The following is an 11,914-nucleotide window of genomic DNA, read 5'->3' on the forward strand; positions in this document are numbered from 1 at the left end:
GACCAGAGGATGAAGGTCGCTTATAGTGTTACAAGAGAAGATTAACATATTGATGAGGTGGACTAGTGATGTCTGAGAAGATTTACGTTGGAGTCGATGTCGGCGGAACTGCTATTAAAGTAGGTATTTGTAATTCGGATGGGCAATTGCTCCAGACGTACGAGGGGCCGACGGAGGCGAGTAAAGGAACGGACACTATCCTTCAAAATATTGCGAAATATGCACAACAAATCGTAGTGGAATCGGACTATGATTGGGAGCAAGTTGACGGGGTAGGCGTTGGTATTGCTGGTTTCTTAGATATTCCAAACGGAATTGTGAAATTTGCACCAAACTTAAAAATCGAGAACGTCAATCTTAAGGCTTATTTGGAGCAAGAGCTGAATAAGACAGTTAAAGTTAATAATGATGCGAATGTTGCTGCACTAGGCGAAGCTTGGGGCGGAGCGGGCAAAGGCATCGCGCACTGCGTATGCTACACACTCGGCACAGGCGTAGGCGGCGGCATAATTATAGATGGTAAAATCGTTGAAGGTTCTATGGGTATGGCTGGCGAGCTTGGTCATATGGCTATCGTGCCTGATCTTGAAGCTATTGTATGCGGCTGCGGCAAAATTGGCTGCTTGGAAACGGTATCCTCTGCAACAGGTATTATCCGTATGGCAAAGGATGCGGTGGAACGCGGCGATCGTACATCGCTTTCACTTGTTGAGGATATTATGGCGAAGGATGTTCTTGATGCGGCTAAAGCAGGAGACGAAGTAGCAACTCGCATCGTAAACCGTGCTGCTTATTATTTGGGTAAATCAATGGCGATGATCGCTATTGTATTGAATCCGCAATATTTCATCATTGGCGGCGGCGTTTCGAAGGCTGGAGAATTTTTATTCGAGCAAATTCGTGAAGTATTCGACAAGTATACACAGGATCAAGCGAAAGAAAATGTGCAAATCGTAGCGGCAACACTAGGCAACAACGCTGGCGTTGTAGGCGCAGCCGGCCTTATTCTAAGAGGTTAATTTCATAGTTGTAAATGACGAAGAGACTTTGCATCTGCAAAGTCTTAGCCTATTCTTACGAAGTAGGTTTGCGTTCGCAAACCTTAAGCGTATTCTTACGAAGTAGGTTTGCCCTAGCAAACCTTAAGCATATCCTTACGAAGTGACTTTGCATTCGCAAAGTCTAAGTGTATCCTTACGAAGTGACTTTGCATTCGCAAAGTCTAAGCGTATCCTTACGAAGTGACTTTGCATTCGCAAAGTCTAAGCGTATCCTTACGAAGTGACTTTGCATTCGCAAAGTCTTTAGGAGGTTTATTCATGGAAACGACAGCAGCAGTAGCAAAGCTTGTCATAATAACCGGGATGTCTGGCGCGGGCAAGACCATTGCTGTCCAAAGCCTGGAGGATCTCGGTTTCTTCTGCGTAGATAATCTGCCGCCCGTTCTTATTCCTAAATTTGCAGAGTTGATCGATCAGTCGAACGGTAAAATCGGCAACGTTGCGCTTGTTATCGATTTGCGCGGGCGTGAATTTTTCACGGCGCTTTCGGAGTCGTTGGCCTATATCAAGGAGCATTATACGATTAGCTGTGAAATCTTATTTTTGGATGCAACTGATTCTGTCTTGGTTCAGCGCTATAAGGAAAGCCGACGTCGTCATCCGCTGGCGCCTGAGGGCATGCCGCTTGAGGGCATTCGCAACGAACGTCGCCTGCTTGAGGATTTAAAGGGCTGGGCATCACAGGTTATTGATACGAGTATTTTGAAACCAGCACAATTGAAGGAACGTATTATTTCTCATTTTACACACCTAGAGCAAAACAGCTTGTCGATAAATGTAACTTCCTTTGGCTTTAAATATGGCATTCCTATCGATGCGGATTTGATCTATGATGTTCGTTTCTTGCCTAATCCGCATTATGTCGAGCATCTGCGCCCAAATACTGGTCAAAATCCCGATGTATATGAATACGTTATGAAATGGCCTGAAACTCAGCAATTTCTAACGAAGCTGCTGGATATGTTGCAATTCCTTATTCCGCTTTATCGTAAGGAAGGGAAAAGTCAGGTTGTTATCGGTATTGGCTGTACTGGCGGTAAGCATCGTTCCGTTGCTATAGCAGAATATTTGGGACGCATGCTCGGCAGCAGTGATACGGAACGTGTGCGTGTCAGCCATCGCGATGCCGAACGTGACAAGCATTGACGAGGTGAGAAAATGCAAAGTAGACACAAGATAATGAGACGGCCTAAAATCGTCGTAATTGGCGGCGGTACAGGTCTCTCTGTTATGCTGCGAGGTCTTAAGGAGAAGCCGCTCGATATTACCGCGATCGTTACGGTTGCCGATGATGGCGGGAGCTCGGGCATTTTACGCAATGAGCTGCAAATTCCGCCTCCGGGTGACATTCGGAACGTACTTATGGCATTAGCGGATGCTGAGCCGCTGCTGACTGAGGTTCTTCAGTATCGTTTCAAAACGGTACCGGGACTTGCAGGCCACAGCCTTGGCAATCTTATGCTGGCAGCAATGACCGATATATCCGGCGACTTTGTAACGGGGATTCGTGAGCTGAGCCGTGTGTTAGCGGTTCGAGGACGGGTTCTGCCCGCAGCGAATCAGGCTATCGTACTTAAAGCGGAAATGGCTGATGGCAGCATTGTCACAGGGGAATCCATGATTCCTAAAGCTGGCAAGGTCATTAAACGAGTATTTTTGGAACCAGCCGATGTCGAACCGCTGCGAGAGGCGGTCGAGGCCATCGAACAGGCCGATGCTATTTTGATTGGACCGGGCAGCTTATATACAAGTATTATTCCAAACTTGCTAGTTCCTAAACTGGCAACTGCGATCGTGGAATCAGAAGCCGTAAAATTATTTGTATGTAATGTAATGACGCAGCCTGGGGAAACTGATAACTATTCGGTAGGCGATCACCTTGATGCCATTCATGCTCATATCGGTCAACATCTATTCGATTATGTCATTGTAAATGACGGCGAAATTCCGCCGCAAATCGAAAGCAGATATGCTGAGCTTGGTGCAAAGGCCGTCCATTTGGATTTAGATGCAGTTACGCAAAAGGGTTATGAAGTCATTGCGGATCGGTTAGTATTGTTTCGCACTTTTCTTCGGCATGATGCCGAACGCTTAAGCCATCATATTTATAAGCTGGTAGAGAACTGGATGTTACGAAAGAGGTGATACACAATGTCATTTGCGGCCCAAACAAAGAAAGAGCTGACATTAATTGAAGCGGACAGCTGCTGTGAGATAGCGGAGCTATCTGCACTCATACGGATGAATGGTTCGGTTAGCGTATCTAGCCGCAAAGTCGTTTTGGACATCTCAACGGAAAATGCCGCGATTGCCAGAAGGATTTATTCCCTGCTCAAAAAACATTATGATGTGCATGTAGAACTGCTTGTCCGTAAAAAGATGAGATTGAAAAAAAACAACGTGTATATTGTCCGTATACCGGCTAGAGTTCAGGAAATATTAAGCGAGCTCAAAATTGTATCGGAAGGTTTTATGTTCAATTTAGGCATCGATAAGGAAATCATTCGCAAGCCTTGCTGCAAACGCTCCTATCTACGGGGTGCGTTTCTTGCTGGCGGATCGGTTAACAATCCAGAAGGTTCATCTTATCATTTGGAAATCTCTTCGATGTACCAAGAGCATTGTGAGTCGTTAGTTGACCTTGCGAACAAATTTGATCTTAACGCGAGATGCATTGAGCGGAAAAAGGGATTTATCTTCTACATCAAAGAGGGCGAGAAAATAATCGAGCTCCTCAATATTATTGGTGCGCACCAAGCTCTGTTCAAGTTTGAAGATGTTCGAATCATGCGCGACATGCGCAATTCAGTAAACCGGATCGTAAACTGCGAAACGGCCAATCTAAATAAAACGATCGGTGCAGCTGTTCGTCAGATCGAGAACATTAAGCTGCTTCAACGTGAAGTAGGACTGGATAGCTTGCCTGATAAGCTGAAGGAAGTAGCTGAGATAAGGCTTCAGCATCCGGATATGAATTTGACAGAGGTCGGCGAAATGCTCGGAGGAAAGGTCAGTAAGTCAGGCGTAAACCATCGTTTGCGCAAAATCGACGCACTTGCGGAAAAAATCCGTGGTGTCTGAACTTTTATCCTAGTGCATCAGCTGGTATAATGATATAATAATTTAAAATGACGCAATTTTTAAAGATAAGAATAAGCAGCATTGATACTTACACATCTTATCTTTGTCCGGAAACGAGCTTTTGCAGCCAGAAGACGGCAAACAGAGCCGTATAAGCTTTTGCCGCATGCTAATGATTGAGAAAAATATAGGGGGTATGGTTTCCATGACAAGGCTTCCGGTTGTTGTTCGTCTTAAGACTGGACTACATGCAAGACCAGCAGCATTATTCGTACAAGAAGCGAACAAATTTTCCTCCGAAGTATTTGTAGAGAAAGACGACAAAAAAGTAAACGCTAAATCCATAATGGGTATTATGAGTTTGGCTATCAGTTCTGGCACTGAAGTATCCATTAGTGCCGAGGGTTCGGACGCAGAACAGGCTGTAAACGCTTTAGTCGCTTTGGTAAGCAAAGAAGAGCTGGAGAACCAATAATGAAGAAGGAGAGAAGTCACGCAGGTTCATTATGAGCTTGCGGCGGCAGCTCTTTTTTTATATGGAATGTACAATAATCTTACGAATGTGTTTGCACTAAAAAAAAGAGCAGGCTCGGATGAATCCGAACTTGCTCTTTTTTGCGTTCAAACCTATTACCTAGCGGAATCGGAATGAATTATGCGAGTTTCTCAATTACTTTATCAACCAAGCCATATTCTTTGGCTTCTGCTGCACTCATGAAGTAATCGCGGTCTGTATCTTTCTCGATACGTTCAAGCGATTGTCCACTGCGCTCTGCCAAAATACCGTTCAGCTTGTCGCGCATGCCGATAATGCGTTTCGCACGAATGGCGATATCGCTTGCTTGGCCTTCTGCACCGCCAAGTGGCTGATGGATCATGACTTCGCTGTTCGGAAGCGCGTAACGTTTGCCAATTGCACCTGCAGTAAGCAAGAAAGCACCCATAGAAGCAGCCATACCTACACAAATCGTAGATACATCAGGTTTAATATATTGCATCGTATCGTAAATAGCCATGCCTGCCGTAATTGAGCCGCCCGGGCTGTTAATATAAAGAGAAATGTCCTTCTCAGGGTCGTCTGCCGCCAGGAATAACAATTGAGCGATGATGGAGTTGGCCACCACGTCATTTACACCTGATCCTAGAAAAATAATGCGATCTTTCAGTAGGCGAGAGTAAATGTCATACGCACGCTCACCCCGATTGTTTTGCTCAATAACCATAGGAACGAAATTCATATCCAACGTAAGCCCCCTCCTAAAAAAACAATGAATGGTTAAATCGTATTCTCATAATAACGGATGAAAAGTCAAAAGTCAAAGATAGTCAAACAGGTCTGCATTTCCCTTGCTGCGTATACGAAAAAAATGGGATTGAAGTGGATTGGATGAAATAAACAAGCGCAATTTGGAGTGTTTTCAATGAGGCATAGGTTGGATGTTGTAGCGGGAGATTAATCACTTGGCCGTTGCTTAAAATAAAAAAAACGTTCCAGCGTATAGGAACGGTTCGTGTGTATCAATATAGAGTTTGAACTTGCGATAATGAAAAGTAATGGCGCGCCCGCAAGGAATCGAACCTAGATCTCAGCCTTCGGAGGGCTGCGTCATATCCATTGGACCACGGGCGCATAAGAAAAAGTTGCTGTTGCTGCTATCTGCTTTTGTAAGAAAATAGTCGCAAAAATGATTATATGATATTAAAGATTTTAAAGCAAGCGATGTTCAAAAATTAAATTTGTTAAAAATGCGTCGGAAACCGTTTCCAATTGATAATCGGCTATTGCTACAATCGGTTATTTCCGATAAACTAAAGGTGGGACTTGAAATGATACCGCGGGACATATTGAGTCCAACGTATTTTGAACCGAATACGCTATAGGCCGATGGAGTGAAGGATGAGAAATGCGTCAGATCATTGAACTGCAGCAGCAGCTTGTGCCTGATCTGCTAGAGGTCATGAAGAAACGATATTCGATTTTGCATCAAGTAATGGTATCGGATTTAATCGGACGTCGAACGTTGGCTTCTGTATTATCGATGACGGAGCGTATGCTTCGGGCAGAGACCGATTTCCTAAAGACGCAGGGGCTGCTCGAGATTCATTCGGGAGGCATGCGGATTAGCGATTCAGGCAAGCTTCTATTAGAGCAGCTTGAGCCATTCTACAAGACAATGTTCGGACTATCCGAACTGGAGGAAACGATTCGCAGTCACTACGGCCTATCGCAGGTCATTATAGTTGCTGGCGATTCGGAAGTCTCTGCCCAAACAAAGCGAGAGCTTGGACGTGCGGGATGTCAGGTGCTTATTAAGGTAATGCAGCCTAACGACGTTGTAGCTGTAACAGGCGGAACGACGATTGCACAGCTGTCGAATCAACTGATTAGTTCTTCTCAGCTGAATACGAACTTGTTCGTACCGGCTAGAGGCGGTCTAGGGGAGAGCTTGGATTACCAAGCGAATACGATTGCTTCCATGATGGCTAAGCGTACAGGAGCGCAGTACAGACTTCTGCATGTACCGGATCATCTGGGAGAGGAAGCTTTTGCATCTATTATGCAGGAGCCGAACATTCGAGAAATTGTGGATGTCATCCGCAGTGCTCGCATCGTTGTACATGGTATCGGAGATGCTATGGTTATGGCAAGACGCAGGCGGCTAGAGCGTGAAGTTATTGATGCTATGGAAGCTGAGGGTGCTTTGGCGGAGTCATTCGGGTTTTATTTTGACCGAAAAGGCGCTGTCGTGCACAAAATGCAAACGGTGGGGTTACGGCTCGAGGATATTGTTAAAACTGAAGTTGTTATAGGTGTAGCCGGCGGCAAGAGCAAAGGCGAGGCTATAGCGGCAGTGATGCGCTTTGGACACAATGATGTACTCGTAACGGATGAAGCAGCGGCACTCGAAATCGTAGCTTTGATCGATCAAGAGAAGCATAGTCAAGAAGAAGGCAATAAGGAATCATGACGCTTTGCAAATTGCTGTTAAGGCATACCTGCAAAATGTCTTGAAATATATTCATAAATCTTTTAAAAACGCTTAGGAGGAAACAAAAATGGTTAAAGTTGGTATTAATGGTTTTGGTCGCATCGGCCGTAACGTATTCCGCGCAGCACTGAACAACCCTGATGTTCAAATCGTGGCAGTAAATGATCTTACGGATACTGCAACACTGGCACATCTTCTGAAATACGATACAACACACGGTCAACTTGACGGTACTGTAGAAGCTAAAGAAGGCGCGCTTATCGTAAATGGCCGCGAAATCAAAGTATTCGCAGAGCGCAACCCTGCAGACCTTCCTTGGAGTTCGGTAGGCGTTGAAATCGTAGTTGAATCAACTGGTATTTTCACAGCGAAAGAAAAAGCTGAGCTTCACTTGCAAGGCGGCGCTAAAAAAGTTATCATCTCCGCACCTGCAACGAACGAAGATATTACAGTAGTTATCGGCGTTAACGAAGATAAATACGACGCTGCGGCACACACCATTATTTCCAACGCTTCTTGCACAACGAACTGCCTTGCTCCTTTCGCAAAAGTATTGAACGACAAATTCGGAATCGTTAAAGGTATGATGACTACAATTCACTCATACACAAATGACCAATCCGTTCTTGACGTTCCTCACAAAGACTTGCGTCGTGCTCGCGCAGCTGCTGAGAACATCATTCCTTCTTCAACTGGCGCAGCGAAAGCTGTTTCACTAGTTCTTCCAGAGCTTAAAGGTAAATTGAACGGTATGGCTATGCGTGTTCCTACGCCTAACGTTTCCGTAACTGACCTTGTTGCTGAGCTTAAAGTTAATGTAACTGTTGAAGAAGTTAACGCTGCATTCAAAGAAGCTTCAGAAGGCGCTCTTAAAGGCATCATGAACTACAACGAATTGCCGCTTGTATCTAGCGACTACAACACTGATCCTGCTTCTTCTACAATTGATGGTCTTTCGACTATGGTTGTTGAAGGCAACATGGTTAAAGTCATTTCATGGTACGACAACGAGTGGGGCTACTCGAACCGCGTAGTTGATCTTGCTGCTTACATTGCTAGCAAAGGTCTGTAAGCAAAGAAGACGGACTAAAGACCGCAGCATTCCGCGCATGCGGAGCTAAGGTTTTTGATTTGCGGCTTCTAGAGTCGTAATTCATGGGGGCGTTTCTTCTTTGAAGGAACGCCCTTCTTTTTTTTGTATTCTACCGCTATACCTTTCCATAACACATTTTCGGGAGGCTTCATAGATGAATAAGAAAAGTGTACGTGATGTTGCAGAACTAGCTGGTAAACGAGTATTTGTTCGCGTTGATTTTAACGTGCCGCTTGAAGATGGAAAAATTACGGATGACAAACGTATTCGTGAAACGCTTCCTACAATCAACTTTTTGATCGAAAAAGGCGCAAAAGTTATTCTTGCAAGTCATCTTGGACGTCCAAACGGTCAAGTAGTAGAAGAGCTTCGCCACACAGCTTCCGCAGTACGTCTATCTGAGCTGCTAGGCAAGCAAGTAACAAAAGCGAACGAAGCTATCGGTGAAGCTGTCGAAGCGCAAGTTGCTGCACTAAACAACGGTGATGTGCTATTGCTTGAAAACGTACGTTTCTATGAAGGCGAAGAGAAAAACGATACAGAACTAGCGAAAGCTTTTGCAAAACTTGCTGACCTGTTCGTAAACGATGCATTTGGCGCTGCTCACCGCGCTCACGCTTCGACAGAAGGCATTGCACACATTTTGCCAGCTGTATCAGGCCTTCTTATGGAGAGAGAGCTTGAAGTACTAGGCAAAGCGCTTAACAACCCAGAGCGTCCTTTCACAGCAATCGTTGGCGGTTCGAAAGTTAAAGACAAAATCGCTGTAATCGATAAAATGCTTGAAATTGCTGACAATGTCATCATTGGCGGCGGCTTGTCTTATACATTCTTCAAAGCACAAGGTCATGAAATCGGCAAATCGCTTGTAGACAACAGCAAGCTTGATTTGGCTCTTGAGTTCATGGAAAAAGCGAAAAAACTAGGCAAAAACTTCTTGATCCCAGTTGATATCGTTGTAACTGACGATTTCAGCGCTAACGCTAACACGCAAATCGTTGACGTTGACAGCATCCCTGCTGATTGGGAAGGTATCGACATCGGTCCTAAAACACGTGAACTTTATGCTGATGTGATCAAAAACTCCAAGCTGGTTGTATGGAACGGACCTATGGGCGTATTCGAAATCGAGCCATTCTCCCATGGTACACAAGCCGTTGCTCGCGCTTGCGCAGAAACAGCTGGCTATACTGTAATTGGCGGCGGCGATTCCGCAGCAGCAGCTGAGAAATTCCACCTAGCTGACAAAATGGACTTCATCTCGACAGGCGGCGGCGCTTCCCTAGAGTTCATGGAAGGCAAAGTGCTTCCAGGCGTAGTTGCTCTTAACGATAAATAATACATTTACCCAACTATATAGATTTGAGGAGGATTACRCATGAGCAACAGAACACCGATTATTGCAGGTAACTGGAAAATGTTTAAAACGGTATCCGAGGCTGTAACATTTTTCTCCGAAATTAAAGGTAAAGCTGAAGTTGCAGGTGTAGAGAGCGTGATCTGCGCGCCATACACAACACTTCCGGCACTTGTTGAAGCTGCAAAAGGTACGTCGATTGCTATTGGAGCACAAAACGTACATTTTGAAGACAACGGTGCATTCACAGGTGAAATCAGCGGCGTTATGCTGAAGGATCTTGGTGTGAAATACGTAATTATCGGTCACTCCGAGCGCCGCGCTTATTTCGCGGAATCAGATGAGATCGTAAACAAGAAGGTTCATGCTTCCTTCAAAAATGGCTTGCTTCCTATCGTTTGTGTAGGCGAGAAGCTGGAAGAGCGCGAAGCTGGACAAACAAAAGAAGTATGCAAAGTGCAAACGGAAGCGGCTTTTGTTGGCATATCTGCAGCACAAGCAGCTGAAGTTGTTATCGCTTATGAGCCAATCTGGGCTATCGGTACTGGCAAATCTTCTACTTCCGAGGATGCACAAGATGTTATCGGTTATATCCGCAGCGTTGTTGCTGGTCTTTACGATCAAGCGACTGCTGATGCGGTTCGCATTCAATACGGCGGCAGCGTGAAGCCTAATAACGTAGCTGAGTACATGGGTCAAGCTGATATTGACGGTGCACTTGTTGGGGGCGCGAGCTTGGAGCCTGCATCCTACATTGCACTGGTCGAGGGGGCCAAGTAATATGGCTGCTCCGAAACCTGTAGCGCTTATTATTCTCGACGGCTTCGGTTTGCGCGATGATGTAACGGGCAACGCGGTTGCCCAAGCAAACAAACCAAACTATGACCGTTATTGGTCAACTTATCCGCATACGACATTGACAGCATGCGGCGAAGCGGTTGGACTTCCTGAAGGTCAAATGGGCAACTCTGAGGTTGGCCACTTGAACATCGGTGCAGGCCGCATCGTTTATCAGGATTTAACTCGTATTAGTAAATCGATCCGCGATGGTGAATTTTACGACAATGAGACGATCCTTGGTGCTGTTCGCCATGTAAAAACAAATAGCAAAAAGCTTCATCTATACGGCTTGCTGTCGGATGGAGGCGTTCATAGCCACATTGAGCATTTGTTCGCATTGCTCGATCTAGCGAAGAAGGAAGAGCTTGAAGAAGTGTACATTCATGCTTTTCTTGATGGCCGCGACGTGTCCCCGGACAGTGCAAAGGGCTATCTAGAGCGTCTTCAAGCCAAAATCGAAGAGGTTGGCGTAGGCCGCATTGCGACGGTTCAAGGCCGTTACTATGCAATGGACCGCGACAAGCGCTGGGAGCGTACGGAGAAATCCTACCGCGCTATGGTATATGGCGAGGGCCCTCAATATTTCGATCCGATTCAAGCGGTAGTTGAATCCTACGAGAAATCGGTTTATGATGAATTCGTTATGCCAACGGTTATTGTAGACGGTGAAAACAAGCCAGTTGGCCTTGTTGAATCCGAGGACGCAGTGATTTTCTTCAACTTCCGTCCTGACCGTGCGATTCAATTGTCGCAAGTATTCACGAACGAGGACTTCCGCGGCTTTGACCGTGGCGAGAAGCGCCCTGTTAATCTGTATTTCGTCTGCTTGACGCTATTCAGTGAAACCGTTGGCGGATTCGTTGCGTATTCACCAAAGAACCTTGATAATACGCTTGGCGAAGTGCTCGTGCAAAACAACAAGACTCAATTACGTACTGCAGAAACAGAAAAATATCCGCACGTTACATTTTTCTTCAGCGGCGGACGCGATCATGAGCTTCCTGGCGAAACTCGTGTGCTTATTAACTCCCCTAAGGTCGCAACGTACGATCTCAAGCCGGAAATGAGCGCATATGAGCTAGCTGAGTCCACGGTACGCGAGATTGAATCTGACAAGCATGACGCAATCATTCTGAATTTCGCCAACCCTGATATGGTAGGCCACTCCGGCATGCTGGAGCCTACGATCAAAGCGGTTGAAGCGACGGATGAATGCCTTGGCAAAGTAGTGGAAGCTGTACTAGCCAAAGGCGGCGTCTGCATCATCACGGCTGACCATGGTAATGCTGACATGGTGTTCGACGAGAATGGCCGTCCGTTTACGGCACATACAACGAACCCGGTTCCGCTTATCGTAACGAAAGCAGGCGAAACTCTTCGTGACGGCGGTATTCTTGCAGATATCGCACCAACGGTTCTTGATCTGCTTGAGCTTGCTAAACCAGCTGAAATGACGGGCATTACATTAATCAACAAAAAATAAAACTTTAAA

At 45.7% G+C, this 11,914-nt stretch carries 11 protein-coding genes and 1 tRNA gene; 10 read left to right on the forward strand and 2 right to left on the reverse strand.

Features of this window, described 5'->3' with window-relative positions; all coding sequences use genetic code 11:
• Positions 1-68: 68 nt before the first annotated feature.
• The 5 genes from AC1DPK_RS27310 (at position 69) to AC1DPK_RS27330 (ending at position 4,617) form a co-directional block, all read left to right on the forward strand.
• Positions 69-1,019 carry an ROK family glucokinase gene (locus tag AC1DPK_RS27310; RefSeq protein WP_339206020.1) on the forward strand — a complete coding sequence of 317 codons (951 nt, stop codon included), beginning with the start codon at positions 69-71 and terminating at the stop codon, positions 1,017-1,019.
• 300 nt (positions 1,020-1,319) lie between these two features.
• Entirely contained in the window at positions 1,320-2,207 is an 888-nt protein-coding gene (rapZ, locus tag AC1DPK_RS27315; protein ID WP_076270748.1) for an RNase adapter RapZ, read from the forward strand.
• Positions 2,208-2,240: 33 nt separating this feature from the next.
• Positions 2,241-3,206 carry a gluconeogenesis factor YvcK family protein gene (locus tag AC1DPK_RS27320; RefSeq protein ID WP_339206022.1) on the forward strand — a complete coding sequence of 322 codons (966 nt, stop codon included), beginning with the start codon at positions 2,241-2,243 and terminating at the stop codon, positions 3,204-3,206.
• Positions 3,207-3,212: 6 nt separating this feature from the next.
• Positions 3,213-4,142 (forward strand): DNA-binding protein WhiA, encoded by a 930-nt coding sequence (gene whiA / locus AC1DPK_RS27325; RefSeq protein WP_076270746.1) that lies wholly within the window; start codon positions 3,213-3,215, stop codon positions 4,140-4,142.
• A 205-nt stretch (positions 4,143-4,347) separates the two neighbouring features.
• Entirely contained in the window at positions 4,348-4,617 is a 270-nt protein-coding gene (locus AC1DPK_RS27330) for an HPr family phosphocarrier protein (RefSeq protein ID WP_028609180.1), read from the forward strand.
• 178 nt (positions 4,618-4,795) lie between these two features.
• On the opposite strand, the gene clpP is transcribed toward AC1DPK_RS27330, so the two are convergent.
• Both clpP and AC1DPK_RS27340 read right to left on the reverse strand, forming a co-directional pair.
• On the reverse strand, positions 4,796-5,380 hold the full coding sequence (gene clpP, locus AC1DPK_RS27335) for an ATP-dependent Clp endopeptidase proteolytic subunit ClpP (RefSeq protein ID WP_169091151.1): 585 nt from the start codon (positions 5,378-5,380) through the stop codon (positions 4,796-4,798).
• A gap of 317 nt (positions 5,381-5,697) precedes the next feature.
• Positions 5,698-5,772: transfer RNA gene (locus tag AC1DPK_RS27340), tRNA-Arg, on the reverse strand.
• A gap of 274 nt (positions 5,773-6,046) precedes the next feature.
• Here AC1DPK_RS27340 and AC1DPK_RS27345 point away from each other — a divergent pair.
• From AC1DPK_RS27345 to gpmI, 5 genes are all read left to right on the forward strand, one after another.
• On the forward strand, positions 6,047-7,111 hold the full coding sequence (locus AC1DPK_RS27345) for a sugar-binding transcriptional regulator (RefSeq protein ID WP_339206024.1): 1,065 nt from the start codon (positions 6,047-6,049) through the stop codon (positions 7,109-7,111).
• Positions 7,112-7,199: 88 nt separating this feature from the next.
• Positions 7,200-8,204, forward strand: coding sequence for a type I glyceraldehyde-3-phosphate dehydrogenase (gene gap, locus AC1DPK_RS27350; protein ID WP_054025940.1), 1,005 nt, complete (start codon positions 7,200-7,202; stop codon positions 8,202-8,204).
• A gap of 175 nt (positions 8,205-8,379) precedes the next feature.
• Entirely contained in the window at positions 8,380-9,564 is a 1,185-nt protein-coding gene (locus AC1DPK_RS27355; protein ID WP_477512238.1) for a phosphoglycerate kinase, read from the forward strand.
• A 39-nt stretch (positions 9,565-9,603) separates the two neighbouring features.
• Positions 9,604-10,362 carry a triose-phosphate isomerase gene (gene tpiA / locus AC1DPK_RS27360; protein ID WP_477512239.1) on the forward strand — a complete coding sequence of 253 codons (759 nt, stop codon included), beginning with the start codon at positions 9,604-9,606 and terminating at the stop codon, positions 10,360-10,362.
• 1 nt (position 10,363) lies between these two features.
• Positions 10,364-11,905, forward strand: coding sequence for a 2,3-bisphosphoglycerate-independent phosphoglycerate mutase (gene gpmI, locus AC1DPK_RS27365; RefSeq protein ID WP_076270741.1), 1,542 nt, complete (start codon positions 10,364-10,366; stop codon positions 11,903-11,905).
• Positions 11,906-11,914 lie beyond the last annotated feature (9 nt).

Source organism: Paenibacillus sp. 01T424, from assembly GCF_056398745.1.

Bases quoted from the DNA above. Each gene is read 5' to 3' on its own strand.
- gpmI (WP_076270741.1), top strand. From the start codon at position 10,364: ATGGCTGCTCCGAAACCTGTAGCGCTTATTATTCTCGACGGCTTCGGT.
- AC1DPK_RS27330 (WP_028609180.1), top strand. From the start codon at position 4,348: ATGACAAGGCTTCCGGTTGTTGTTCGTCTTAAGACTGGACTACATGCA.
- rapZ (WP_076270748.1), top strand. From the start codon at position 1,320: ATGGAAACGACAGCAGCAGTAGCAAAGCTTGTCATAATAACCGGGATG.
- whiA (WP_076270746.1), top strand. From the start codon at position 3,213: ATGTCATTTGCGGCCCAAACAAAGAAAGAGCTGACATTAATTGAAGCG.
- tpiA (WP_477512239.1), top strand. From the start codon at position 9,604: ATGAGCAACAGAACACCGATTATTGCAGGTAACTGGAAAATGTTTAAA.
- AC1DPK_RS27310 (WP_339206020.1), top strand. From the start codon at position 69: ATGTCTGAGAAGATTTACGTTGGAGTCGATGTCGGCGGAACTGCTATT.
- clpP (WP_169091151.1), bottom strand. From the start codon at position 5,380: ATGAATTTCGTTCCTATGGTTATTGAGCAAAACAATCGGGGTGAGCGT.
- AC1DPK_RS27320 (WP_339206022.1), top strand. From the start codon at position 2,241: ATGAGACGGCCTAAAATCGTCGTAATTGGCGGCGGTACAGGTCTCTCT.
- gap (WP_054025940.1), top strand. From the start codon at position 7,200: ATGGTTAAAGTTGGTATTAATGGTTTTGGTCGCATCGGCCGTAACGTA.
- AC1DPK_RS27355 (WP_477512238.1), top strand. From the start codon at position 8,380: ATGAATAAGAAAAGTGTACGTGATGTTGCAGAACTAGCTGGTAAACGA.
- AC1DPK_RS27345 (WP_339206024.1), top strand. From the start codon at position 6,047: ATGCGTCAGATCATTGAACTGCAGCAGCAGCTTGTGCCTGATCTGCTA.